Source organism: Streptomyces graminofaciens (assembly GCF_030294945.1).
GTDB classification, from domain to species: Bacteria; Actinomycetota; Actinomycetes; order Streptomycetales; family Streptomycetaceae; genus Streptomyces; species Streptomyces graminofaciens.
Genome location: NZ_AP018448.1, coordinates 3,815,583 through 3,839,400, shown reverse-complemented (window position 1 = coordinate 3,839,400; position 23,818 = coordinate 3,815,583). Strand labels below are relative to the sequence as shown.

Annotated in this window: 21 protein-coding genes; 13 read left to right on the top strand and 8 right to left on the bottom strand. The window is 71.1% G+C overall.

Annotated features, from left to right (window positions below):
- Window positions 1-620: 620 nt before the first annotated feature.
- Entirely contained in the window at window positions 621-1,640 is a 1,020-nt protein-coding gene (locus SGFS_RS16425; RefSeq protein WP_286251050.1) for a GAF domain-containing protein, read from the top strand.
- Between the two features lie 155 nt (window positions 1,641-1,795).
- Here the strand turns inward: SGFS_RS16425 and SGFS_RS16420 are convergent, their stop codons facing one another.
- Together SGFS_RS16420 and SGFS_RS16415 are read right to left on the bottom strand one after the other, a co-directional pair.
- Window positions 1,796-2,752, bottom strand: a complete 957-nt coding sequence (locus tag SGFS_RS16420; RefSeq protein WP_286251049.1) for a helix-turn-helix domain-containing protein — start codon at window positions 2,750-2,752, stop codon at window positions 1,796-1,798.
- 365 nt (window positions 2,753-3,117) lie between these two features.
- Complete coding sequence (locus SGFS_RS16415) at window positions 3,118-4,368, bottom strand: cytochrome P450 family protein (protein ID WP_286251048.1); 1,251 nt, start codon at window positions 4,366-4,368, stop codon at window positions 3,118-3,120.
- 279 nt (window positions 4,369-4,647) lie between these two features.
- On the opposite strand from SGFS_RS16415, the gene SGFS_RS16410 reads away from it, so the two are divergent.
- Window positions 4,648-4,989 carry a hypothetical protein gene (locus tag SGFS_RS16410; RefSeq protein WP_286251045.1) on the top strand — a complete coding sequence of 114 codons (342 nt, stop codon included), beginning with the start codon at window positions 4,648-4,650 and terminating at the stop codon, window positions 4,987-4,989.
- 224 nt (window positions 4,990-5,213) lie between these two features.
- Here SGFS_RS16410 and SGFS_RS16405 read toward each other — a convergent pair whose 3' ends face one another.
- Window positions 5,214-5,639 (bottom strand): DUF6114 domain-containing protein, encoded by a 426-nt coding sequence (locus tag SGFS_RS16405; RefSeq protein WP_286251044.1) that lies wholly within the window; start codon window positions 5,637-5,639, stop codon window positions 5,214-5,216.
- Window positions 5,636-6,298: a DUF6230 family protein gene (locus SGFS_RS16400; RefSeq protein ID WP_286251043.1), complete on the bottom strand. Its 663-nt coding sequence runs from the start codon at window positions 6,296-6,298 to the stop codon at window positions 5,636-5,638. The genes SGFS_RS16405 and SGFS_RS16400 overlap by 4 nt, the downstream gene beginning before the upstream one ends.
- Window positions 6,299-6,977: 679 nt before the next feature.
- Here SGFS_RS16400 and SGFS_RS16395 point away from each other — a divergent pair.
- The gene (locus SGFS_RS16395) at window positions 6,978-7,631 is read left to right on the top strand and encodes a Tat pathway signal sequence domain protein (RefSeq protein ID WP_286251041.1); all 654 of its coding nucleotides are present in this window, start codon (window positions 6,978-6,980) and stop codon (window positions 7,629-7,631) included.
- A gap of 41 nt (window positions 7,632-7,672) precedes the next feature.
- On the opposite strand, the gene SGFS_RS16390 is transcribed toward SGFS_RS16395, so the two are convergent.
- On the bottom strand, window positions 7,673-8,695 hold the full coding sequence (locus SGFS_RS16390; protein ID WP_286251040.1) for a lytic polysaccharide monooxygenase: 1,023 nt from the start codon (window positions 8,693-8,695) through the stop codon (window positions 7,673-7,675).
- 586 nt (window positions 8,696-9,281) lie between these two features.
- On the opposite strand from SGFS_RS16390, the gene SGFS_RS16385 reads away from it, so the two are divergent.
- The 5 genes from SGFS_RS16385 (at window position 9,282) to SGFS_RS16365 (ending at window position 15,429) form a co-directional block, all read left to right on the top strand.
- Window positions 9,282-11,099, top strand: a complete 1,818-nt coding sequence (locus tag SGFS_RS16385; RefSeq protein WP_286251039.1) for a S8 family peptidase — start codon at window positions 9,282-9,284, stop codon at window positions 11,097-11,099.
- A 107-nt stretch (window positions 11,100-11,206) separates the two neighbouring features.
- The gene (locus SGFS_RS16380; protein ID WP_350284001.1) at window positions 11,207-11,785 is read left to right on the top strand and encodes a hypothetical protein; all 579 of its coding nucleotides are present in this window, start codon (window positions 11,207-11,209) and stop codon (window positions 11,783-11,785) included.
- Window positions 11,778-12,914 carry a damage-control phosphatase ARMT1 family protein gene (locus tag SGFS_RS16375; RefSeq protein ID WP_286251037.1) on the top strand — a complete coding sequence of 379 codons (1,137 nt, stop codon included), beginning with the start codon at window positions 11,778-11,780 and terminating at the stop codon, window positions 12,912-12,914. The genes SGFS_RS16380 and SGFS_RS16375 overlap by 8 nt, the downstream gene beginning before the upstream one ends.
- Window positions 12,915-13,033: 119 nt before the next feature.
- Complete coding sequence (gene cyc2, locus SGFS_RS16370) at window positions 13,034-15,256, top strand: germacradienol/geosmin synthase Cyc2 (protein WP_286251036.1); 2,223 nt, start codon at window positions 13,034-13,036, stop codon at window positions 15,254-15,256.
- Window positions 15,253-15,429, top strand: a complete 177-nt coding sequence (locus SGFS_RS16365) for a hypothetical protein (RefSeq protein ID WP_286251035.1) — start codon at window positions 15,253-15,255, stop codon at window positions 15,427-15,429. Before cyc2 ends, SGFS_RS16365 begins: the two co-directional genes overlap by 4 nt.
- On the opposite strand, the gene SGFS_RS16360 is transcribed toward SGFS_RS16365, so the two are convergent.
- Window positions 15,417-16,172, bottom strand: coding sequence for a CTP synthase C-terminal region-related (seleno)protein (locus SGFS_RS16360; protein ID WP_286251034.1), 756 nt, complete (start codon window positions 16,170-16,172; stop codon window positions 15,417-15,419). The two genes, SGFS_RS16365 and SGFS_RS16360, sit on opposite strands and share 13 nt — an antisense overlap.
- 94 nt (window positions 16,173-16,266) lie before the next feature.
- Here SGFS_RS16360 and SGFS_RS16355 point away from each other — a divergent pair, with 94 nt between their 5' ends.
- Together SGFS_RS16355 and SGFS_RS16350 are read left to right on the top strand one after the other, a co-directional pair.
- Window positions 16,267-17,145 (top strand): LysR family transcriptional regulator, encoded by an 879-nt coding sequence (locus SGFS_RS16355; protein ID WP_286259949.1) that lies wholly within the window; start codon window positions 16,267-16,269, stop codon window positions 17,143-17,145.
- Window positions 17,146-17,253: 108 nt separating this feature from the next.
- Entirely contained in the window at window positions 17,254-17,880 is a 627-nt protein-coding gene (locus SGFS_RS16350) for a PDZ domain-containing protein (RefSeq protein WP_286251033.1), read from the top strand.
- 68 nt (window positions 17,881-17,948) lie between these two features.
- Here SGFS_RS16350 and SGFS_RS16345 read toward each other — a convergent pair whose 3' ends face one another.
- Window positions 17,949-18,704: a phosphodiesterase gene (locus tag SGFS_RS16345; RefSeq protein WP_286251031.1), complete on the bottom strand. Its 756-nt coding sequence runs from the start codon at window positions 18,702-18,704 to the stop codon at window positions 17,949-17,951.
- Window positions 18,705-18,868: 164 nt separating this feature from the next.
- Between SGFS_RS16345 and SGFS_RS16340 the strand changes: the two genes are divergently transcribed.
- The 3 genes from SGFS_RS16340 (at window position 18,869) to SGFS_RS16330 (ending at window position 21,742) form a co-directional block, all read left to right on the top strand.
- Window positions 18,869-19,489, top strand: a complete 621-nt coding sequence (locus SGFS_RS16340; RefSeq protein ID WP_286251029.1) for a LysE family translocator — start codon at window positions 18,869-18,871, stop codon at window positions 19,487-19,489.
- 131 nt (window positions 19,490-19,620) lie between these two features.
- A complete protein-coding gene (locus tag SGFS_RS16335; protein ID WP_286251027.1) occupies window positions 19,621-20,754 on the top strand; it encodes an aminopeptidase P family protein in 1,134 nt (377 codons plus the stop codon).
- A gap of 58 nt (window positions 20,755-20,812) precedes the next feature.
- On the top strand, window positions 20,813-21,742 hold the full coding sequence (locus tag SGFS_RS16330) for an aminoglycoside phosphotransferase family protein (RefSeq protein WP_286251026.1): 930 nt from the start codon (window positions 20,813-20,815) through the stop codon (window positions 21,740-21,742).
- Window positions 21,743-21,895: 153 nt separating this feature from the next.
- On the opposite strand, the gene treZ is transcribed toward SGFS_RS16330, so the two are convergent.
- Window positions 21,896-23,641 carry a malto-oligosyltrehalose trehalohydrolase gene (gene treZ / locus SGFS_RS16325; RefSeq protein ID WP_286251023.1) on the bottom strand — a complete coding sequence of 582 codons (1,746 nt, stop codon included), beginning with the start codon at window positions 23,639-23,641 and terminating at the stop codon, window positions 21,896-21,898.
- Window positions 23,642-23,818: the final 177 nt, after the last annotated feature.

Here is a 23,818-nt window from a genome sequence, read left to right as displayed (position 1 = left end):
CGGACGTCCTCGTACCGGGGTCCCCCCACTGGATCAACCGGGCAGGGCGCCCTCATCCACGGCCCTGTGATCGCCAGGACCAGGGAGCCCATGGCCGAACCCCGGCCGGGAGCCGGCCACGGACTCGGACACAGGCTCTAACCGGAACGGGGTGATCCCGCACCGGATGCTGTACTTCGGCGCTGTGCGCTCAGTGGATCTTGGCGTGAAAACGTCTCGGGCGGAAGGGTGTTCCAGCCCACATGTGAGACAGGGCGCTCGCAACCCGAACCGCACTCGCCCCACCGCTCTGCACCCTCTCGTTCAGCCGGAATCGCACGCGTGACCGTCGAGAACCGGACCACCGCACGATTGTCGTACGCAAAATCGTTTCCGCTCGATTGTCGTTCAAGGATTGGCGGGAAGTGATCGCCGGAGGTTGAAACCTGGAAATATTTGGACAGTCTCGGAGATTGGGCATCCGGGTGGGGCGTCGGAGGCGGGACTGTCATGCGAGGCCAGGTGAGGTGTCTCTGCCCAAATGAGCCTAGGTGGACACGCGTTGACAGGGGGGTCGGACGAGGCAGAATTTAACGACCGCGGTGAACCGCGGAGTCCGAGATTCTGCTTTGATCTGCCTCATGGATCCCTCGACCTCATCCGACCAGTCACTGCGCGCGGCCGAGCAGCGCAGACTACGGCTGCAGGTGCTCGGCCTCAACAGCGTCGAGGCGGAGGCCACGTTCGACCGGGTCGCCCGGCTCGCGGCCACCTTCACGCGCTCGCCTCTGGCGATGGTGAACTTCATCAACGACGAGCGGCAGATGTTCCGTGGTATGTACGTGCCCACGTCGTCGCCCGACGACAAGGTGGGCCCGGACAGCGGTGCCATCGCCTTCGACCTGAGCGAACTCTCCCGCGAGGCGCCGGCCGACTACGGCTTCTGCCCGCACGCGGTGGCCCAGGGGTCCCAGCTGGCCCTGGACGACGTCTTCGACTACCCGCGCTTCAAGGGAAACCCGCTCGTCAACGACCTGGGAGTGCGCTCGTACCTGGGCACTCCGCTGCGCGACAACACGGGCATGATCCTCGGCACCCTGTGTGTGGCCGACATGAAGCCCCGGACCTGGGACCGTCAGATACGCGAGGGCATGCAGGAGCTCTCCGAGACGCTGCTGGCGGACTTCAAACTGCGCGACAGCCTTCTCGCCCAGCAGCAGGAGCTGTTCGCCGTGTTCGACGGCGCGCCCTTCCCCATCATGCTCACCGAGGGCGCCAGCCATCTGCTGCGCTACGCCAACGGCAAGCAGGGCCAGTCCTTCGGCATGGTCCCGCAGTTCAGCCCGGGCCGCCTCGCTCTGCCGCATCTGGAGGCCATCGGCGTCTTCAACGCCATGGACGAGGCCTTCCACAGCGGTCGCGCGGCCACGCTCGCCCGGGTGCGGCTCGGCACCTACGACTTCCCCCAGCCGCAGGAGTTCGACTTCCTGTGCACGCCCGTGCGCACGTCGCCCGGCGCCCCGATCAGCGGGGTGCTGACCGTGGCCATGAACGTCACCGGCCAGGCCTATGCCGGCGCCGAACAGCAGGCCTTCGCCAGCAACGTCCAGGAGCGCTTCGAGCGGCTGGGCACGAGCGGGTTCCCGGGGCAGCACATGTGAGGTCATAAGGCGGGCAGAGCAGAACTCAGCTGATTCCAGGCCGACACGCGAAGCATCTCGGCCAATTTCGGGATGCCCACAATCGGGGCAATACGGTGCCCGGGCGAGCCGCTCCGTGAGCTTCGTGTCCCCGCTGTGTGTCCGGTCCACGCCGGTCAGCGCATGCTCTGCCGCATCTCCCGGGGGCTCACCCCATAGCGTCGGCGGAAGGCCGTACTGAGGGAGCTCGCGGAGGAGAAGCCGGAGGCGTACGCCAGGTCGGTGATCGTCATGTGCACGCAGTCGGCGCACAGCAGCCGGTCACGCACCAGCCGCAGCCGCTCCTCGCGGATCAGCTCGCGCGGGGTGGTGCCCGCGCGTTGCAGGGCGAGCTGTATCTGGCGCAGCGACCAGCCGAGGGCGCGGGCCATCGTCGTACCCGTGAGGTCCGGGTCGGCCGCGTGCTCGCGCGCGTAGCGGCGCACCATCGTCTCGACCTCGCCGAGCTGCCCGGGGACCTCGGGTCGGTCGTCCCCGACGGCGAGCATGCACACCAGCTCCACGATGCGGTCGGAGACGGCGTTGAACTGGGGGTCGGTGAGGTGCTCCCGCTCCTCGTGCAGATCGTTCAGCATCGAGCCCACGATCCGGCCGAGCCCCCGGGTCAGGTCGAGCCCGGCGGCCACCGGCGACCTCGCGTTCAGCCGCTCGTTCACCTCGCGGGCCGGGATGGTGAGGATGTACGCGTCGATGGCGTCGCTCTGCAGGCACTGGAACGGCGAGGCGAAGGTGACCAGCGCCCCGGTGCCCGGCGTCAGCCGGGCCTCCTCACCGGCCTGGCGCAGCACGATCTCCCCGCCCACCGGCAGGAGTAAGCGGTAGTCCTCGTCCGGGTCCTGGCGCGCATGGTGCGGGGTACGGGTGTACTCGACCTGGTCCGACTCGTACCTGACGAGCTGGTAGGTGTCCGTGCGCTGACGGACCGTCCTGCCGAGGAAGTTCTCCGTGCGCGCGTATCTGTAGCCCATCCGGGACTGGTACGTGCCCATCTGATCACTCCAGAAGTCGGCACGCTCGCGCGGGGCCAACTCCTCGGTGGTCAACGCGTCCACGACATAGCTTCCCGCGGGCAACGACTTCCCTCCCCTGCGACGGACCCCGACGGTTTCCTCACGGTCTCTTACGAACCGTGCGCGAAAACCCCTCAACTCAGGAACGACACAGACCAGTTGCTGCACGGTCGTCGTCGGAGGGCACACCCTAGCGCGGCAAGCGATTGCAGTGCGGGGCGGCCTGTGCGAATGCATATGCCCCGGGCAATCTCGCGAGGCGTGCCCGCGCACAGCGAATGTCCATTGCCGAGTCGGAGCGACGCCAGGGCCCGGCCCGTTCCGCCGCGGACCCTGGCCGCCCTCCCGGTGAGGCCCGGTCCTTCAGGGGCGCGGGGATCTGCGCGACCAGCCCCCCACGCACCCGCGGATCCCTACGACCTCTACCGTCAGCCCCTGCGCACCGGCAGGCGACGATGGCCGTTGGAGATGAACGACTCCACGTACCCCAACTCCTCGCCCGTTGCGGCAAGTTCGAGTGAAGGGAAGCGCGCGAAGAGAGCCGGAAGCGCGATCCGGGCCTCCATACGACCCAGCGGAGCGCCCAGGCAGTGGTGCACCCCGTACCCGAACGCCAGATGTTCCTTGTCCACACGGGTGACGTCGAAGACGTCCGCGTCCTTCCCGTGCCGCTCAGGATCGCGCCCGGCGGCGGCGTACGCGGCCAGGATCGCCTCACCCTCGCCGATCACCACCCCCTCGGGCCCGCCGAACTCGCCGAGGTCGAGGTCCTCCACCGCGTACCGCAGCGGCAGACTCGCCACCGGCGCCTCCACCCGCAGCGTCTCCTCCACCACGTCGTCCCAGCCCGCCCGGCCCTCCCGGACATGCGCGAGCTGCTCGGGGTGGGTCAGCAGGGCGTGCACCGCCTGGTCGAGGAGGTTGACCGTGGTCTCGTGCCCGGCGCTGATCATCAGCACCAGCGTGTCGAGCAGTTCCTGCTCGCGGAGCCGGGTGTCGCCCTCCTCGTCCCGGGCCGAGATCAGCCCGGTGGTGAGGTCGTCACCCGGTGACTCCCGCTTCGCGGCGACGAGTTCGCCCAGCACGCCGTACAACCGCCCGTAGGCGGCCGTCATCTCGCCGGGATCGGCGGACGTGTCGAAGAGCCTGTCCACGAGCTCCCGCAGCTCCGCCCTGCGGTCCTCGGGCACGCCGAACAACTCGCTGATCACCTGGATCGGCAGCGGGTAGCAGAACTCCTCCCGCAGATCGACCGTCTCACCGCGCCCGAAGGCCGCCTCGATCCGGTCGAGCAGCTCCTTGGTGATCTCCTCGATCCGCGGCTGCAGCGCGGCCGTGCGGCGCGCGGTGAACGCCTTGGCGACCAGGGTCCGCAGCCGCTTGTGGTCCGCGCCGTACGCGGTGAACATGTTGCTCACCGCGACCCAGGTGAACAGCGGCCACTCCGGGGTGATCTCCCCGGCGATGAACCGCGGCCAGTGCTGCTTGGCGTCCTTCGACACCCGAGGATCGGTCAGCAGCCGCTTCAGCAGCTCCGGGCTGCTCACCGCCCAGGCCTCCACCGCGCCCGGGCCCGGCAGGACGACACGGGTCGCCGGACCCGCCTCACGGATACGCGCGGCCTCACCGTGGATGTCACGGCCGGTCGCGTCGATGACTAAGGGGTTTGGGTTGCCCATCGGGCCCTCCCTGGCACTCGTAACGGTAAGCAGTCCAACAGCACAACGAACAGCACAACGAACAGCACAACGTGGAAGCCCGGTAACGCTACGTCCCGGTAGTGTCGTTGGGCGAGATCGCGTGCCGCGCGTTGCGTACGAGCGCAACTTCCCTGCGCGTATCCGCAAGTCGGGCGGAGGGGCCCCTTCTAGGATCGGGCCCACCCCCCTCAAGAGCCGGTGAGTGCCATGACAGTCAGCAACAGGGCCCCGCGCTGGATGTGTTCCTACAGCCCCGAAGTGCGTACCGTACCGGCCGGCCGCTGGTGGAACGCCGTACGTGTGCCACTGGCCCTCGGTACCCCGGCGTTGCTGTCCTTGGGGGACGACACCGGTGCCGTGATCAAGGACGGCTACGGCAAGATCCTCTACTGGCTGATACCGCCGGGTGACGCGGGCGACTGGCGACTGCCCGACGTCCAGGTCCTCGGCCCGGGCAGCCATGTGGCGGTCCCGCCCCTGCGCCGTACGTCCGGCCCCGGGCTCTACTGGCGCGTCCCGCTCTCCCGGGACCGCTACTGGACCGACTCCGAACTCCTGCGCCAGGCCCTCAGCGCGGCAGCCGTGGCCTCGGCTCTGTGAACGCCTGACTCCTCCGGACGCCGGACACCTCTGGCCCCGGCACGCTCCGAACCCCTCGGGCCCGGCCTGCGTACTACGACGCGGCACGCACTCCGCCCCGGCCGAGGCTGAGCCCGGCCGGGGCGGTCGTCGTCCACGTGCGTACGGCACGCACGTACCTGCGTACGGCGCGGAACGGTCGTACCCGTGACGGTACGGCCGGCCGTGTGCCCAGCCGCGTACTTCTAGGCGGGCAGTTCGTACGACTGGTGCTTCTGCTCCTGCTGCTGCTCCGCCCGCTCACGGGCGCGGTCCTTGCGGTTGCGCCGGGGTTCCTGGTCCGGGAGCCAGCCGAAGGTCAGCGTGCTGCCGATGGCGCCCATCAGGAGGCCGATGACGAAGCCGCCCAGGTTGGACGTCAGCCAGGTGCCCAGCGAGAGCAGGATGCCGATGACCGAGTAGAACAGCCGCTGGGCGGGGTTGAACAGGATCAGCAGACCGCAGGTCAGCATCAGCGTGGGCAGGAGGTAGCCCGCCAGCCCCTGCATGCCGATGTGCAGGATGACCGGCAGCGGCGCCTTCATGGTCACCAGGATCTCGGCGCCACCCAGGGTGAGCAGCAGCCCGCCCGCGAAGGGCCTGTGACCCCGCCACTCCCGGAAGCGACTCATCGCGGGCAACCGTCGCTGTCGAACCGCATGTGCAGGTCGGGGAGCTTGAAGACGGCGGCCGTGGCGGCGTAGTTGTGCTGGTAGAGATCGGTGATGGTGACCTTTTTCGCCTGCTGGCCGTAGACACCCTCCGGGCCCTGCTGGTCGACCATGTTGAAGGTGCTGGAGTCGCGGCCGATCTCGATGTCGTTGAACGAGGCGTCGCCCTTGATCTCGTCGGAGTCGATCGCCAGGTTCTTCACGCTCACCGGGGTGCCCTCGCCGCCGGCGGTGAGGACGAGCTGGATGCCGCCGAGGTCCACGCTCTGGCAGAGCGAGGTCAGCTCACCCTTCTTCACCACCGAGGTGACGACCAGCACCTGCCCGCCGGTGTCGCCCTCGTTGGGGCTGTTCTCGATCATGTGGTCCAGCGCGCCGAACTGGGCGAAGCCCTCGCCCTCCAGCTTGTCGGCGGTGACCACGAACGGCATGCCGGAGATCGCGAACTGGACGCCCAGGGCGCCCTGCGCGGTCGCGATCATGAGGCCGGCGGCGATCGCCGTGGCCGGCACCGCCATCACGGCGGCGCGCTTGAGACGAACCCGCCCGCGTCTTTCCGACACTTGGGGACCTTCGGGTCTTTCGTTGGTGGACGCCGCGGCGTCCGAGGACGAGGCCATGTGTGCTCCCTGGACTTTCCTGTCATTGCAGATGGGGCTTCTACGGCGCGTTGTCCTGGCGCGGACAGCGGTTGCGACGCAAGGCCGAGCACCCCCGTCGGGTGCGAGGACTGATCGCTACGTCGCAGTAGCCATTCGGAAGTTACCGGGGGTTACATTCAAGGGTCAAGGCACGTGTGGGCAAAGGATGTTGGATGTGGGTCACTTGTGAAACATGAACATCTCTCACCTTTGGTTTTACCGTCCCCAGCCGCTGATTCCGCCTGCTCCCCGGCCCGCACCGGTGTTCCGGTGATCGCTCAACTTCCTTTCAATGCCTTGACGTTGACGCTCACTCAGGTCTACAACTCATCCGGGTTTCACCCGTGGATCCGTGGCGCCGGATCCTTCGCGCAGCGCCCGTCACCGTCCCGAGCTCCCTGACGTCCGACCCGTCCTTCGACCCGTCGTGCGACGCGGAGTGGTGGCATTCCCGAAACGCGCTGCGCGGTACTTCCGCGGTACCGGCACGGTCGCCTTCCCCTCCACTGGGCCGTGCCGGAAGCCCGCGTTGTCGCTGTCGGCCCGTGACGTACGGAGAAGGCGTCACGGTCCGGCGGCGTCCCCGCACGGCATGGCCGTGTCCCCGCACGGCTTTCGCTGTGATCCCGCAGCTCACTTCCTGAGAAGAGGCACCCCCATGCGTACGCGATCCCTGCTTGCCCTGGCCGGAACCACCGCAGCCCTCCTGGTGTCGGCCGTCAGCCCGGCGTCCGCCGCCGACACCGTCCTGACCACCGGCGGCCTCGCCGGTGACGCCGTCGTGCAGGGCGACGTGCTGAGCGCGTCCCTCGCGTCCGGCACCGCCGCCACGTTCCGTTCCAGCGCGACCGGCACGAGCGGTGTCTCCTGTGCCGCGTCGACCTTCGTCGCGTCGGTCGAGGACAACCCGGCGGCGCCCGGCACGGCCACCGAGTCGGTCACGGCCCACACCTTCGGCAACTGCACCAGCAACGTGGTCGGCGTCCTCGGCGTCACCGGCGTCACGGTCAACAACCTGCCGTACACCACCACCGTGACCTCGGAGGGCGTGGTCACCGTCACGCCGGCGGCCGACTCGGTCCTGCAGACCACCGTCGTCCTGCGCACCCTGCTGGGCACCATCAACTGCGTCTACCAGGCGTCCAGCATCTCCGGCACCGCGAGCAACACCGACAACAGCATCAACTTCACCAACCAGGCCTTCACGAAGACCTCCGGCTCGTCCCTGTGCTTCGCCACCGGCTACTTCACGGCGAAGTACGCACCGGTCGCCGACACCACCCAGGGCGGCGCGACGGTCTTCGTCAACTAGGGCCTGCCCGGCGGGGTACGCCGCGGACTCCCGCGCCCACCTCAGTGGGAGCGGGAGCGGCGCCCCCGTCGGCGAAGGGCCAGGGCGGTACCCGCGGTGAGCACCAGGGCCGCGGCGCCGCCCGCCAGCAGAGGTACGGACAGCCCGGTGCCGTCGGACGTCGACGCCACCGGGCTGCCCGGCACGGTCGCCCGGGCGCCGTCGGCTTGGGTGCCGACGGTGGACGCGGTGGCCCCGTCGGCGGACGGGGTCTTCGTGGCCGGTGCCGTCCCGGACGAGCCCTCCGCCGAGGAGGATCCCTCGACGGAGGACTCGCCCGAACTCTTCTTGGCGTCACCGGAGTCGTCCTGCGAGCCGTTCCCCGAACCGGCCTGCGAGTCGCCCTGCGCGTCACCCTGCTTCGCGGCCGGGAACACCACGTCCGAGCACGAGTAGTACGTGTCGACCGTGCTGGTGTTCTGCCAGATCGTGTAGAGCACGTGATGCCCCGACCGGTCCGACGGAAGCTTCGCCGAGAAGTGGTACGAGCCGTTCTCCAGCGGCGGGTCCGTGACCGTCGCGAACGGCTTGTCCGCCAGATCGGACCACTTCAGCGGCTCGGCCGGGTCGTACCCCGGCTTCGTCAGATAGAGCTTGAAGCTCCCGGTGTGCGGGATCGTCGAGCGGTACGTCAGTTCGAGCGTGGCGCCCGGCTTCAGCCGCGTCGAGGGCCAGTCGCCACGGGCCAGGTCCAGCCCCTTGTAGGCCGCGAGCCCGCCGCTGCACAGCTGTCCGTCGGGGACCACCTGCCGGTCGCGGCCGTTCACCCCGGCGACCCGGAGGTTGTCCCACGCGGTGAAGGGGGCGCCGTTCGCGGCGACCGCCGCCTTGCACGCGGCCGACTTCGCCGGGCTCCCGCCCTCGGGCGAGCAGGCCGACACCCGGCTCACCGGATCCGTCGGCGCCCCGTGCGACCACGCCGGGGCGGCGGCCGTCAGCAGCAGAGGGGCCGCGAGGGCGACGGTCGCGACCGTCGCCGCGGCTCGATGCGCGGAGAAGGTGCGGTGTGCGGACAAGCGGTCCATCCGAAACGTCCGATCCATCCGGTGAGACACGGCCTAGCGGTGCACCGAGTCGTACGGGGCGGGGGAGAGCCGCGTTCAATGGCGCAAGGTGCTGTCGTAGGTGGTGGGGAGAGCCGCGTTCAATGGCGCAAGGTGCTGTCGTAGGTGGTGGGGAGAGCCGCGTTCAATGGCGTACGGCGCTGTCGTGCGGGGTGGGGAGCGCCATGCTCTCTGGCGTACGGCGCCGGCGAGGGAGCCCCGGCGGACCCCGGCACACGAACCCCTCTTCCTTCGTTCGACCGGCCGAATCCAGCCACTCGCCCCCCGGTAGCAGCTCCTCCGCAATCCGGGCGAAGGGGAACATGCGGGGCCGACTCCCCTGTGTCGTGGGGGAGTTCCCTCACCGATCGAGGGTTTTCCCCGTATCCCCATGACCAGCGCTTTGCCTAATGTGCTGGCACAGCCGAACCACAGGTAACCCCTGGTGAGCGGCTTGCGCCTGGCCGGCCTTCGCGCCATCCCTTTCTGGACCCCCCCGCCGCTTCGACGACGAAGCGTTTCACCGCCGCTCCTCCCCTGACATGAGCAGGCCACGAAAGGCAAGCCCTTGCGTATCTCCCCTTCTCGTACCGCCGGACGGAAGCTGATATCCGTCGCCGCGGTCTCCGTCGCCCTGGTGGCGGGCATGACCACCTCCGTCGCCGTCGCCGAGACCCCGACCGCCAAGGCCGACACCGCCCCCGCTCTCGCCGGTGTTACCGAGGCCGCCCCCGGCACGCCCGCCGAGCGCCTGATCGTCGGCTACAAGTCCGGCGCCGCCGAGGCCAAGTCGAACAAGGCCGCCTCCGCCGACGCCGAGGCCAAGGGCGAGAAGGCCGGGGAGAACCTGGACTTCCAGCGCAGGCTCGGCACCGGTGCCGCCCTCGTCGACTTGGGCGAGAAGGTCACCAAGACGGACGTCGCCGACGTCATCGCCCAGTACAAGGCCGACCCGCAGGTCGCCTACGTCGTGCCGGACCGCCTGAACAAGCCGAAGGCCGACCCGAACGACACCGAGTACAGCAAGCAGTGGGACCTGTTCGAGTCCACCGCGGGCATGCGCGTGCCGGGTGCCTGGGACGTCGCCACCGGCAGCGGTGTGACGGTCGCCGTCATCGACACCGGCTACGTCACCCACAGCGACCTCGCCGCGAACATCGTCGGTGGCTACGACTTCATCGCCGACACCGCGGTCTCCGTCGACGGCAACGGTCGTGACAGCAACCCGGCCGACCCGGGCGACTGGTACAACGCCAACGACTGCGGTTCCGGCATCCCGGCCAGCGACTCCTCGTGGCACGGCACGCACGTCGCCGGCACCATCGCCGCGGTCACCAACAACAGCAAGGGCATCGCGGGTATCGCGTACGGCGCGAAGATCTCGCCCCTGCGCGTCCTCGGCAAGTGCGGCGGCTACGACTCCGACATCATCGACGCCATCACCTGGGCGTCCGGTGGCAGCGTCTCCGGCGTCCCGGCCAACACCAACGTCGCCAAGGTCATCAACATGAGCCTCGGCGGCGACGGCGCCTGCACCTCCGCGACTCAGAGCGCCATCACCGCCGCCGTGAACCGCGGTACGACCGTCGTCGTGGCCGCGGGCAACGAGAACGACAACGTGGCCAACCACTCGCCGGGCAACTGCAACAACGTCATCTCCGTTGCGGCGACCAACCGCTCCGGCGCCAGGGCCTCGTACTCCAACTTCGGTTCCCTCGTCGACATCGCGGCTCCCGGAGGCCAGACCAGCACCGGCACCGCGAACGGCATCCTGTCCACGCTGAACGCGGGCGCGAAGACGCCGACCTCGGAGTCGTACGACTACTACCAGGGCACCAGCATGGCCACCCCGCACATCGCGGGCCTGGTCGCGCTGATGAAGTCGGCGAACTCCTCGCTGACCCCGGCCCAGATCGAGTCGGCCATCAAGTCCAACGCCCGTGCGCTGCCCGGCTCCTGCTCCGGCGGCTGCGGCGCGGGCCTCGCGGACGCGGCCAAGACGGTGCAGGCGGTGAGCGGCTCCGGCGGCTCCACGGGGGGCACCACCTTCACCAACACCACGGCCGTCTCCATCCCGGACAACGGCTCGGCGATCGAGTCCTCGATCTCCGTCACCGGCCGCTCCGGCAACGCGCCCTCGACCCTCCAGGTCGGCGTGGACATCACCCACACCTACCGCGGTGACCTGGTCCTGGACCTGGTGGCCCCCGACGGCTCGACCTACCGTCTGAAGGCCTCCAGCTCCTCGGACTCCGCCGACAACGTGAACACCACGTACTCGGTGAACGCGTCCAGCGAGACCGCGAACGGCACCTGGAAGCTCCGCGTCCAGGACGTCGCCGCCTCGGACACGGGCACCCTCAACAGCTGGAAGCTGACCTTCTGATCCGGTCCCACCGGTGACGAACTGAAGGCAGTCCCACCGACCGCCACCCCCCACTGCCGGCGGCCGGCCGATGCGAGCGTGCATCGGCCGGCCGTTAGCGTATGCGCATGTCTACACAGAAGGCCGAGGGGCCGGTAGCGGTGATATGCCCGGGTTGCGGCGGCGCGGCGGCTCGAACGGTGGCGGAGACCTGCGCCGACCCGGAGTCCCGGAGCTCGGGGCTGACCGACCGGCTCGCGAGGTCACCGGGCGCGGCGTCACGATCCGACAGCGTGACGCACTTCGTCGAGGGCATGGTGCTGACCTTCATCGGCGCGGCCCTCGCCTACGAGGGCGTCCGCAGCGACAAACCCCTCTACACGATCGGCGGCTCCCTGCTGGCGATCCTGTTGTTCGTCGGCACGATCGTCGTGATCCGCGGCGAGGCACGCGACCGTTCCCTCACCTCGGCGGGCAAGGCCCGCACCGACCGGCTGTGGCGGACGGCGTCCTACTGCCCGTCCTGCGCGTCGGTGTTCTTCCCCGGCGGCAGCCCATGGCAGGGTCTGCTGACGCCGGAGCAGTTCAAGAAGTACATCTGGACCGAGGCCGGCTTCGCCGAGCAGCTGGAGGAGAAGGACAAGGACGTGGCCCTGCCTCCCGGGCTGCCCGCCATCGGTCCCGGAGGAACCCCCGACCATGTCTGACGCACCCGTGATCCGCGGCACCGACCCGCACTCCTTCCCGCACAGCGTGCTCGCCGAACGACACCCCGCCCTCATCCGCAAGGTCCAGGGCGCCTTCCCCTACGGCCCCGAACAGCGCCGCGCGCTGGAGGAGCTGCTGAAGAGCGCGGTCGACGGCGTCGTCGAACCGCCGGACGACGACGAGTGGTGGGACACCTGGGACGTACGGCGGTACGCCGGCCGCTCCTGGTTCGACCTCCCCTTCCTCGCCGCCGAGAGCTGCTTCTACCGCCGACTCCTCCACGCGGTCGGCTACTTCCGCCCCGGCCCCTGGCAGGGCGTCGACCCGTTCCGCCCCTTCAAACTCGCCGAACTCGACACCCCCGAGGCGGCCGCCGAACTGACCGCCCTCGACGCCCTCGCGGAACAGCCGCCGCGCGAGCAGCTGAGGGCCCTGCTGCACGGCTCGCTCTGGGGCAACCGCGCGGACCTCGGCTTCCGCATCCAGTCCGCCGAGGAGACGGAAACCGCCTCCCAACTCGTCGCGGACGACACCGAGCAGCTCACCTCACTGCTCCTCGGCGCCGATGTCCTCTGCCTGGTCGCCGACAACGCGGGCCGCGAACTGATCCCCGACCTCCTCCTCATCGACCACCTCCTCGCCCACGGCCTGATCGACCGCGCCGTACTGCACCTCAAGCCGTACCCGTACTTCGTCTCCGACGCCACGACCGCCGACACCCTCGATGCCGTACGTCACCTGGTCGCGGCCGAGGCCGCCGCCGGGCACCGCCTGTGGTCCGCCCTGTCCGACGGCCGCCTCGCCCTGCGCGCCCACCCCTTCTCCTGCGCCCCCCTGCCCTACGCGGACATGCCGGACGACCTCCGCGAGGAGTTCGCGTCGGCCGACCTGACCGTGCTGAAGGGCGACCTCAACTACCGCCGCCTGGTGGGCGACCGCCTCCGGCCGCCCACCACACCCTTCGCCTCGACGACGGCGTACTTCCCCGGCCCGGTGGCCGCCCTGCGCACCCTCAAGTCCGACGTGATCGTGGGCCTGGCCGAGAAGACCGAGGACGCCCTGGTGAAGGCGGAGGGCCGACGCTGGCGCACGAGTGGAACCCACGCGCTGATCCAGGTGAGGCCCTGACGGGCCGCGCCCCGTGAGGGGCGCGGGGAACCGCGCGAGCAACGACCCGGATTCACGCGATGGTGTGATCATGTGTGCCTCGACGGATGCCCGCCGAAGCCCCCGGGTAGGGCCCGGCCATGACGCAGCCGTTCGAACTCCCGCACTTCTACATGCCATATCCCGCACGCCTCAACCCCCACCTCGAAGAGGCCAGGACCCACTCCACCCGGTGGGCCCGCGAGATGGGCATGCTGGAGGGCTCCGGAGTCTGGGACCAGAAGGACCTGGAGGCGCACGACTACGGCCTGCTGTGCGCCTACACCCACCCCGACTGCGACGGCCCGGCCCTCTCCCTCATCACCGACTGGTACGTGTGGGTCTTCTTCTTCGACGACCACTTCCTGGAGCTGTTCAAGCGAACCCAGGACCGCGCCGCGGGCAAGGCCCACCTCGACCGCCTCCCGCTCTTCATGCCGCTGGACCTCTCGACGCCCGTACCGGAGCCGCAGAACCCGGTGGAGGCGGGCCTCGCCGACCTCTGGGCGCGCACGGTGCCGTCGATGTCGGACGACTGGCGCCGGCGTTTCGCGGTGGCCACCGAGCACCTCCTCAACGAGTCCCTCTGGGAGCTGGCCAACATCAACGAGGGCCGGATCGCCAACCCGGTCGAGTACATCGAGATGCGCAGGAAGGTGGGCGGCGCCCCCTGGTCCGCCGGTCTGGTCGAGTACGCGACCGCGGAGGTCCCGGCGTCCGTCGCCGAGTCGAGGCCGCTGCGCGTACTGATGGAGACGTTCTCGGACGCCGTCCATCTGCGCAACGACCTGTTCTCGTACCAGCGGGAGGTCGAGGACGAGGGCGAGAACAGCAATGGCGTACTCGTCCTGGAGACCTTCTTCGGCTGCGGCACCCAGCAGGCGGCCGAGACGGTCAACGACATCCTGACCTCGCGCCTGCACCAGTTCGAGCACACGGCGCTCACCGAAGTGCCCACGCTGGCCCTGGAGCACGGCCTCAGCCCGGCCGAGCTCGCGGCCGTCGCCGCGTACACGAAGGGGCTCCAGGACTGGCAGTCCGGGGGCCACGAGTGGCACATGCGGTCGAGCCGCTACATGAACGAGGGCGCCGCCTCCGCACGCGGCCCGCTCGACCTCGGCGGCGCGGTACTCTCCGGCCCGGCGCTGGTGGGCAGGCCCGGGTTCGGCACGTCCGCCGCGCACGTGGGGGCCATGTTCGCGGCCGCCGCGGCCGAGCGACTGCGCTCCCACACCCACCGCCCTTACCAGAAGGTCGGCCCCTCGCAACTTCCCGACTTCTACATGCCGTTCGAGGTCCAGCTGAGCCCGCACCTGGACGGCGCCCGCCACCGCCTCACCGGCTGGATGCACACCGTCGGCATGCTCAGCGAGGGCGTCTGGGACGAGGCGAAGCTCGCCGCCGCCGACCTCCCGCTCTGCTCCGCCGGCCTCGACCCGGACGCGACACCCGAGGCCCTCGACCTCAGCTCCCAGTGGCTGGCCTGGGGCACCTACGGCGACGACTACTACCCCCTCGTCTTCGGCCACCGCCGCGACCTGGCCGCCGCCAAACTGATCACGTCACGGCTGTCGGACTGCATGCCGCTCGACGGCGAGGAGGTCCCCGTCCCGCTCAACGCCATGGAGCGCGGACTGATCGATCTCTGGGCGCGCACGACGGCGGGGATGACCCCCGCCGAACGGCGCCCCCTGAAGGACTCGGTCGACAAGATGACCGAGAGCTGGGTGTGGGAGCTGGTCAACCAGCTCCAGCACCGCGTCCCCGACCCGGTCGACTACCTGGAGATGCGCCGCGCCACCTTCGGCTCCGACATGACCCTCAGCATGTGCCGGATGGGCCACGGCCCGAAGATCCCGCCGGAGGTCTACCGCAGCGGCCCGGTCCGCTCACTGGAGAACGCGGCCATCGACTACGCGTGCCTCATCAACGACGTCTTCTCGTACCAGAAGGAGATCGAGTACGAGGGCGAGGTCCACAACGCGATCCTTGTCGTGCAGAACTTCTTCGGCTGCGACTACCCGACCGCGCTCGGCGTGATCCACGACCTGATGACCCAGCGCATGCGCCAGTTCGAGCACGTCATCGCCAATGAACTGCCGGTGGTCTACGACGACTTCGAGTTGTCGGAGGAGGCGCGCGCGATCATGCGGGGGTACGTCCTCGACCTGCAGAACTGGATGGCGGGCATCCTCCACTGGCACCGCACGGTGGACCGCTACAAGGCCGAGTACCTGGCCGGCCGCACCCACGGCTTCCTGCCCGACCGGATCCCCGCCCAGCCCTTCGGCCGCTCCCTGACCCCGATGGGCACCCGGCCATGACCGACACCATCGAGAGGGCCATCGAGAGGGCCGGCTGGACGACCGGCGAGGAGGCCGAACCAGGCCGTGACGGCGCCGCCCCCGACAAGAACGTCGCCGCCCTGCCCGCCTGGTCGCTGACCCATGTCCACGGCGCAGGTCACGGCGCAGGTCACGGGGGTCACACGGGCTGACGTGCCGCCCGGGTCGCGTGCTCGACCGCGGCCCGGGCCAGCGCCCGGACCACGGCGTGCGGGCGGCTGCCGTCGCCGGACAGCTCGGGCTGGAAGAGCGTGGCCAGGAAGAAGGGATGGCCGGGCAGCTCGGCGATCCGCACGTGCCCGTCCTCGTCGTGCCCCGAGAAGCGCAGCCCGTGCGCGCGCAGGGTGTCCAGGTGCCGGGTCGGGCCGTACGCGCAGAAGTACCGCTCGACCGTCCGCTCGGCGCCCGTCACCGACTGTGCCAGCGAACCGGGCTCGATGACGACCGCCGCCTCGTGGCCGACCAGGGAGCAGGCGAGCGGCTCGATCAGGAAGTCCTCGGCGTCGGGGTCGTTCTCGGCGTGCGCGACCTGAGCCAGACCGCACACATGGCGGGCGTATTCCAGGAGCGCGTGCTGGAAACCACCGCACGTGCCGAGGAACGGGATGCCCTCCTCGCGGGCGGTGCGGATCGCGGCGAGGACACCGGCCTCGCTGCGGTACGGGCTGCCGGGCAGCACCCACACCGCGTCGAAGCCGCGCACGGCCGCCGGGTCGGCCGCGGCGTCCTCGGAGGGGATCCAGTAGGCATCCAGCACGAGCCGGTCCCGCTCGGCGAGCGCCTCCAGGAGGAGCGGGACCCGGCTGTGGGAGACGACGTCGGGGGAGCGGTCGCCGACGAGGGCGAGACGGGCGGTCCGGGCCGCCCCGGCGGGCTGGCTTGAGTTCTTCGTCATGCCGTCATCCTGGGCGCGGGCCCAGGTTCACGTCCAACGATGATTTCTGCACTATCGATAAGGGATGCTGATGGAGTGGGGGATGCTGGTCGCCATGGATCCGCATCTGCTGCGTACGTACGTCACCGTGGCCCGGCTCGCGTCCTTCTCGGAGGCGGCGCGCGAGCTGGGCTACACCCAGTCCGCGGTGTCCCAGCACATCGCCGCCCTGGAACAGGACCTGGGCGCCGCACTCCTGACCCGCCGCCCGGTCACGCCCACCACCGCCGGCGAACGGCTGCTGGAGCACGCGGGCCCCCTGCTGCTGCGGCTCGACGCGGCCCGCGCGGACGTCGTACGGATGGCGTCGGCGCCCGAGCACGGGCTGACGCTCGCGGCGACACCGACGGCGCTCGGCCCCCGCGTGCTCGCCGCGCTGCCCGCGGCCGGTGTGACACTGCGGGCGCTGGCCCGCGACGACATCCCCGTGGCCGTCGCCACCGGCGCGGCGGACCTCGGCCTGGTCGACGGTCTGGCCGCGCCCAGCGATCCGCTGCGGCTGCCCGACGTGGCACCGCTGAACACCTGCGGCGTCGGCGAGGAACCCGTCTGCGTCCTGCTCCCCGAAGGCCATCCGCTCGCCCGGCGCCCCGGACTCCGGCTCGCCGATCTCGTCGACGCCCGCTGGCTGGACGCCCCAGGCGCGGGCCTCCCGCTGGACCGTCTACGCGCCACGAGCGGTACCGGCGCCGTCCGCACCGCCCTGCGCTACGAGGGCACCGACCTGCGCACGCTCACCACCCTCGCCGCCGCCGGGCACGGTCTGACCGTACTGCCGCGCGGTTTCGCCACGGGCGTCCCGGGCGTGGCGGCCGTCCCGCTCGTGGAACCACGCGTCGTGCACCGCACCGAGCTGCTGTCCGGCGGCGCGCTGCGCGGAGCGGCGGCGGTGCTGGCACGGCAGCTGACCGCCGCCGGGCCCGAGGGCGCGTGATCCCTTGACGGGGTGTCAGTCTCACTCTTTCGTGGCTCGTCGCGCCGTCGTGCGCCGGGTAGCTGTCCTGCCGGAGGCGAACCGTAGGCCTCCCGGCGGAGGCGAACCATGAAACAGACCGCGTTGCGACCCAAGCCCAAGCCCAAGCCCGGCCAGGATCCCAAGCCCGGCCAGGAGCCGGAGCCCGGCGGTCGCCCGCCCAGCACCTCCCGGCGCCCGCACGCCGCACCTCGCCGGGCCCGGCAGCGGCTGACGGCCCTGCTGTTCGCCCTGTCGGTCGGCGCGATCCTGGTCCTGTCGGGCGTCGGACTCGGCACCATGGGCGCCACCGTGATCGCCATGAGCAAGTCGGCGGAGCTGCGCGCACGGCCCCAGGCCGCGCCGAGCGTCTCCAAGTCGCCGCTGAGTAGGGGGAGTTCGGGCCCGGAGGCCACCAGGCCGTTCCGGGCGGACACCCGGCCGGTCGGCCGGCCCGCCCTCGGCGTCGAGGTCGTCGACGCCCCCGGAGGCGGGGGCGCGCTCGTCGTGGGCGTCCATGTCCCCGGCCCCGGCTACACGGCCGGGTTGGTTCGCGGCGATGCCGTCCTCGCCCTCGACGGCACCCGCGTCGGCTCGGCCGCCGATCTCGCCCGGGTCGTGGCCGCGGCGCGTCCGGGCAGAGCGGTCGCACTCGCCGTACGACACGCGAACGGCTCGCGGCAGCGGCTGACCGCGATCCCGGGCGTCGTCCTCTGAAGCAAGACCTCTGAAGCAAGGCCCCTGAACCAAGACCAGACCTCTGAACCAAGACGCCACCAAGCCCCCTACGGGACCACCCTGAAGTGACTCGTCAGCCGCCCCTCGTCGTCCAGCACATGGAACGCCAGCCCGGGCGGTGCCTCACGGTCCGCGACCTGCTCGCCCTCCCAGGGCAGCCGCAGCGTCCACGTCACCCCGGGCCCGACGGCCAGCGGGCGCCCGGCGAACGTGGTCGCGGCGGGGGTGTGCGCATGCCCGGTGATCAGCCCCGCGATCTCCGGCCTGCGCTCCAGCAGAGCGGCGAGCGCGGCGGGCCGGCCCAGTCGGTAGGCGTCCGGCAGGGGGTGGTGCAGCGCCACCGGCGGGTGGTGGAAGGCGAGCAGCACCGGCAGTTCGCCACCCAGCTCGTCGAGCGTCTCCTCGATCCAGGCGTACGTGCCCGCGTCCAGCTCGCCCTCGTCCCGCCCCGGAACGCTGGAGTCACACATCAGTACGGCCGCGTCGTCGAAGACCTGCGCGCTGTTGACGGGCCCCTCGGCCGCCGGTACCCCGAGCAGCGCCTTGCGGTAGGGCCCCCGGCTGTCGTGGTTGCCCGGGCAGGTGAGCACCGGGAAGGGCGCCCCCGCCCCGCGCAGCCCGAGAAGGCGCGCCGCCTCCTCGTACTCGGCCTCCGTGCCGTGGTCCGCGATGTCCCCGGTCACCAGCAGCGCGTCCACCGGCCCCGGCAGCCCCCACAGCAGATCCCGCACCCGCTCCGCCCGCCGCGTCGCCCGCTCGGTGCCGTCCAGATGCAGATCGCTGATGTGCGCGAGTACGAGCATCGACGTACGCCTCCTCTTCGCCGTTCGCGTGACGGGAATGACCGTGACGCGGATGAATGGATGGAGAGCATCTAACCATTAGTGGTAATGGTTGTGGATGAATGAGCCATTAACCCCGCCGAAAGGCGTTGGCGGTGCACGCACACGCGGGCGACCATGGCCGGATGCTGAGCACCCTCCTCGCCTTCCTCGGCGCCTGCACCCTGATCGCCGCCTCGCCCGGCCCCAGCACCGTGCTGATCATCAAGGAGTCCCTGCGCAGCAGGCGCTCCGGCTTCCTGACGGTCCTCGGCAACGAGACGGGCGTCTTCGTCTGGGGCCTCGTCGCCGCGTTCGGCCTCACCGCGCTGCTCGCCGCGTCGGAGCTGGCGTACGACGTCATGCGGATCGTCGGCGCGGTGGTGCTGGTCGTCTTCGGAGTACAGACTCTGTGGCAGGCGCGCCGTGCCGACGGGCAGCCGGAGGGCATGGACGAGGCGGTCGGGAAGAGCGGCTGGGCCTCGTACCGGGGCGGGCTGCTGCTCAACCTCGCCAACCCCAAGGCGGCGATCTTCGCCATGTCGTTCCTGCCGCAGTTCGTGCCCGAGGGCGCGCCCCATCTGCCCACCATGGTCGGCCTCGCCGCGCTGTGGGCGGTCTTCGAGATCGGCTACTACGGCCTGTACGTGTGGTTCGTCGGCCGGATGAAGGCGGTGCTCTCCCGGGCCGGGGTGCGCCGACGTCTGGAGCAGGTCTCCGGGGGCGTCCTGCTGCTCCTCGGCGCGCGCCTCGCCCTGGAGAGCTGACGTCGCTTCTCCTTTGTCTCTGACGCCACGGCACAATCGGCTCGCGTGCGCTGCGGCGGAGGGGCAGGATGCTCCCCGTGGGGCCGGGCAGGCCTCGACTTCTGGGGAACTCCGAGCACACGGAGGCATGGATGACCGGCACGACCGGCGACGGGACCGCACCCTTCACAGCCGACGACTACCGGGCCCGGATGCTGCGCGCGGCGCGAGCCGCCGCGGAGGCCGGGCTCGACGGGGTCCTGGTGGCGCCCGGCCCCGATCTGGTGTGGCTGACGGGCCACCGGCCCCCGGAGACCGAGCGGCTCACGATGCTGGTGCTGCGCGACGGCGAGGACCCGGTGCTGGTCGTGCCCGCCCTGGAGGCGCCGGACGCCGAGGAGTCGCCCGGCGGCCCCGCCCTCACCCTGCGCGACTGGACCGACGGCAAGGACCCGTACGAGGCGGCCGTCCCCCTCCTCGGCCGGCAGGGTCGCTACGGCGTCAGCGACAACGCCTGGGCGATGCACCTCCTCGGCCTGCAGAAGCGGCTGCCGGACACGGCGTACGTGTCCCTGACCGAGGCCCTGCCCATGCTGCGGGCCGTCAAGGACGCGGCGGAACTGGAGCGGATGGCGGCGGCCGGCGCGGCCGCCGACCGCGCGTACGAGGAGATCCGGCAGGTCCCCTTCGCCGGGCGCAGGGAGACGGAGGTCGCCGCCGATCTCGCCGGGCTGCTGCGGCGGTTCGGGCACTCCCAGGTCGACTTCACCATCGTCGCCTCCGGCCCCAACGGCGCCAACCCGCACCACGAGGCGGGCGAGCGCGTCATCGAGCGCGGCGACATGGTCGTCCTCGACTTCGGCGGCCTCAAGGACGGCTACGGCTCCGACACCTCCCGCACGGTCCACGTCGGCGAACCGGACGCCGAGGAGCGCGAGGTGCACGACATCGTGCGCGCCGCCCAGGAGGCGGGCTTCCGCGCGGTCCGGCCGGGCGCCGCCTGCCAGGACGTCGACCGGGCCGCCCGCGCCGTCATCACCGAGGCCGGGTACGGCGACCGGTTCATCCACCGCACCGGGCACGGCATCGGCGTCACCACGCACGAACCGCCGTACATGGTCGAGGGCGAGGAACTGCCCCTCGTGCCCGGGATGTGCTTCTCCGTCGAGCCCGGCATCTATCTCCCCGGACGCTTCGGCGTACGCATCGAGGACATCGTGACGGTCACCGAGGACGGCGGCCGCCGCCTCAACGACACACCGCGCACCATGGCGATAGTGGACTGACCGACCACACAGGAGCCCACAGCCCGCATTTCGAACTCCGGACGACAACGGCGCGACCATGACCCAGGCACCGACACCCACCGCGGACACCGTCCGCCAACTGGTCCGTTCCCTCCTGAAGAACGGCGACTCGAAACGCGGCGCGGGACCGGAGGTACAGCCCGTCGCCGAGGGCGGCACGCACTCCACCTGGTGGGTCGGCAGCCGTCATGTGCTGCGCCTCGCCCAGGACCGGGACACCGCCGTACGCCGACGGCGCGAGCTGCGGCTGCGCGACCTGGTCCGCCCGCACCTCGGCGTCGCCGTCCCGGTGAGCGTGGCGCAGGGCGACTGGTCGGGCGGCCTCGCCTACACCCTCGACACCAGGCTGTCCGGCGGCACCGCCGAGGAGCACGAAGTGTCGGCGGTGGGCGAGGCCGACCTCGCGGCACTGCTCACCGGCCTGCGCGAGGTGCCGCTGCGGCAGGCCGAGACGCTCGGTGTGCCACGGCTGGCCCCGCGCTCCCTGGAGGCGCTGCGCACGGCCGCCGGGCGGGCCGCCCGGCACCTCGGCGAGGCCGACGAGTTCGTGCCCGCCCGGCTCGGCCAGCTCAGCGCGGCGACAGCGGGCCAACTCGTCGCGTCCCCCCCTGTCCTCGTCCACCACGGCCTCACCGGCGAGCACCTGGTGGTGAGCGCCGACGGCCGGGTACGCGGGGTGCTCGGCTGGACCGACACGGCGATCGGCGACCCGGCCGAGGACATCGCGGGCCTCGCCGCCGCGGTCGGCTCGCCGGCCGCCGTGCGCGCCGCCACCCTCGCCGGGTACGGCGCCCGCCCCTGCCTACGAGGCCTCTGGCTGGCCCGCTGCGACACGGTCGTCCACCTCTCCGAGGGGCTCCAGGGCCGCGGTGACGCTCCGCTTCCGGTGCTGCGGGACCGCCTGCGGCGGAGCTGGGAGCCGATTCTCCTTGAGCGGGTGACGGACATTCGGGACGAAGACGCGTGAGCGCCCTGCGGGGCGGGGTCGCCTCATGGCTCGGAGGCGCGAGTCGTGGGGCGACTGCGGTGGGACGTGGCTGATCGCGCGGTTCCCCGCGCCCCTTACGGGGCGCGACCACGCTGCCTCGCTCCGAGGGCCCAGCCACAGCCAACCGAGTGCTCACCCCACCGTCAGCACCACACAGGACTCCCCGGGCACACTCACCACCCCGTCCACCCCCGGCACCCCCACCGGCTCCCACGCCGCCAGTACCCGCGCCCGTGGCACCCCGAGCGGAATCGAGGCCGGCTCCTTGCCGAGGTTCACGGCCACCCGTACGTCACCCCGCCGGAAGGCGAACCACCGGCCGCCCTCGTCGTACGCGACCTTGATGTCCTCGAGGTCCGGGTCCGTGAGGTCGGGCTGGGTGTGGCGCAGCGCGATGAGGTCGCGGTACCAGGCCAGCACGCGCGCGTGGGGCTCCCGCTCCGGCTCGGACCAGTCCAGGCAGGACCGGTCACGCGTCGCCGGGTCCTGCGGGTCCGGCACGTCCTCCTCCGCCCACCCGTGCGCCGCGAACTCCCGCCGCCTTCCCCGCCGTACCGCCTCCGCCAGTTCCGGATCGGTGTGGTCGGTGAAGAACTGCCAGGGCGTGGACGCCGCCCACTCCTCGCCCATGAAGAGCATCGGCGTGAACGGCCCGGTCAGCACCAGTGCCGCCGCACAGGCCAGCAGCCCGGGGGAGAGGGACGCGGCAAGCCGGTCGCCCTGGGCACGGTTGCCGATCTGGTCGTGGGTCTGGGCGTAGCCCAGCAGCCGGTGCGCCGGGACGCGCGTACGGTCCAGGGGCCGGCCGTGACCGCGGCCCCGGAACGACGAGTACGTACCGTCGTGGAAGAAGCCGCCCGTCAGGGTCTTCGCGAGACCGGACAGCCCGGCCCGCGCGAAGTCCTCGTAGTAGCCATGTGCCTCGCCCGTCAGGGTCGTGCGCAGCGTGTGGTGGAAGTCGTCGTTCCACTGCGCGTGCAGCCCGAGGCCGCCCTCCTCGCGCGCAGTGATGAGACGGGGGTCGTTGAGGTCGGACTCCGCGATCAGGAACAACGGGCGCTCAACCTCGGCCCCGAGCGCGTCCACGGCCGTCGACAGCTCCTCCAGGAAGTGGCACGCGCGCGTGTCCCGCAGCGCGTGCACCGCGTCCAGCCGCAGCCCGTCGAGCCGGTAGTCCCGCAGCCACGCCAGCGCGCTGCCCAGGAAGTACGCCCGCACCTCGTCCGAGCCGGGCGCGTCCAGGTTCACGGCGGCGCCCCAGGGCGTGTGGTGGGTCTCCGTGAAGTACGGGCCGAAGGCAGGGAGGTAGTTGCCGGACGGGCCAAGGTGGTTGTGGACCACGTCGAGCACGACCCCGAGGCCCAGCTCGTGCGCCGCGTCCACGAACCGCTTCAGCGCCTCGGGACCGCCGTACGGCTCGTGCACGGCCCACAGCGAGACACCCTCGTACCCCCAGCCGTGCACGCCCGGGAACGGGCACAGCGGCATCAACTGCACGTGGGTGACGCCCAGTTCGACGAGATGCGCGAGCCGCCCGGCGGCCGCGTCCAGCGTGCCCTCGGGCGTGTACGTGCCCACGTGGAGCTCGTACAGCACCGCGCCCGGCAGCCCGCGCCCCGCCCACGGCACCCGCCACGCGTACCGCTCGTGGTCCACGACCGCGCTCGGCCCGTCCGGGCCGTCCGGCTGGCGGCGCGAGCGCGGATCGGGCAGCACGGAGCCGTCGTCCACCGAGAACCCGTAGCGCGTGCCGTCCGTCGCCTCGGCCTCGCCCGTCCACCAACCCGAACGCGCCGGATCGCGCGCCAGCGCGTACGGGGTGCCCGCGCAATGCAGTGTCACGCGCTCGGCCAGCGGTGCCCATACCTCGAAGTGCATGGAACGGTTCTCCCTCGGCTGCCGATCGTGGTCATGAGATGGCCCGTACCATCGTCCTGCAAAAGGGATCAATTCGCTCTCGGATCGGCGCTTTTGCCGTGCGCGTCGCACCGGCCGACGTCCGGGCCGCCCGTCGTACTGTCCGCAGACGGTCACCGTTTCCGGGTCTTCTGGACA

What these genes read in the sequence shown, in the direction of transcription:
- SGFS_RS16425 (WP_286251050.1), top strand. Translation starts at nt 621, where the DNA reads ATGGATCCCTCGACCTCATCCGACCAGTCACTGCGCGCGGCCGAGCAG.
- SGFS_RS16415 (WP_286251048.1), bottom strand. Translation starts at nt 4,368, where the DNA reads ATGGGCAACCCAAACCCCTTAGTCATCGACGCGACCGGCCGTGACATC.
- SGFS_RS16405 (WP_286251044.1), bottom strand. Translation starts at nt 5,639, where the DNA reads ATGAGTCGCTTCCGGGAGTGGCGGGGTCACAGGCCCTTCGCGGGCGGG.
- SGFS_RS16400 (WP_286251043.1), bottom strand. Translation starts at nt 6,298, where the DNA reads ATGGCCTCGTCCTCGGACGCCGCGGCGTCCACCAACGAAAGACCCGAA.
- SGFS_RS16395 (WP_286251041.1), top strand. Translation starts at nt 6,978, where the DNA reads ATGCGTACGCGATCCCTGCTTGCCCTGGCCGGAACCACCGCAGCCCTC.
- SGFS_RS16390 (WP_286251040.1), bottom strand. Translation starts at nt 8,695, where the DNA reads ATGGACCGCTTGTCCGCACACCGCACCTTCTCCGCGCATCGAGCCGCG.
- SGFS_RS16380 (WP_350284001.1), top strand. Translation starts at nt 11,207, where the DNA reads ATGTCTACACAGAAGGCCGAGGGGCCGGTAGCGGTGATATGCCCGGGT.
- SGFS_RS16375 (WP_286251037.1), top strand. Translation starts at nt 11,778, where the DNA reads ATGTCTGACGCACCCGTGATCCGCGGCACCGACCCGCACTCCTTCCCG.
- cyc2 (WP_286251036.1), top strand. Translation starts at nt 13,034, where the DNA reads ATGACGCAGCCGTTCGAACTCCCGCACTTCTACATGCCATATCCCGCA.
- SGFS_RS16365 (WP_286251035.1), top strand. Translation starts at nt 15,253, where the DNA reads ATGACCGACACCATCGAGAGGGCCATCGAGAGGGCCGGCTGGACGACC.
- SGFS_RS16360 (WP_286251034.1), bottom strand. Translation starts at nt 16,172, where the DNA reads ATGACGAAGAACTCAAGCCAGCCCGCCGGGGCGGCCCGGACCGCCCGT.
- SGFS_RS16355 (WP_286259949.1), top strand. Translation starts at nt 16,267, where the DNA reads ATGGATCCGCATCTGCTGCGTACGTACGTCACCGTGGCCCGGCTCGCG.
- SGFS_RS16350 (WP_286251033.1), top strand. Translation starts at nt 17,254, where the DNA reads ATGAAACAGACCGCGTTGCGACCCAAGCCCAAGCCCAAGCCCGGCCAG.
- SGFS_RS16345 (WP_286251031.1), bottom strand. Translation starts at nt 18,704, where the DNA reads ATGCTCGTACTCGCGCACATCAGCGATCTGCATCTGGACGGCACCGAG.
- SGFS_RS16340 (WP_286251029.1), top strand. Translation starts at nt 18,869, where the DNA reads ATGCTGAGCACCCTCCTCGCCTTCCTCGGCGCCTGCACCCTGATCGCC.
- SGFS_RS16335 (WP_286251027.1), top strand. Translation starts at nt 19,621, where the DNA reads ATGACCGGCACGACCGGCGACGGGACCGCACCCTTCACAGCCGACGAC.
- SGFS_RS16330 (WP_286251026.1), top strand. Translation starts at nt 20,813, where the DNA reads ATGACCCAGGCACCGACACCCACCGCGGACACCGTCCGCCAACTGGTC.
- treZ (WP_286251023.1), bottom strand. Translation starts at nt 23,641, where the DNA reads ATGCACTTCGAGGTATGGGCACCGCTGGCCGAGCGCGTGACACTGCAT.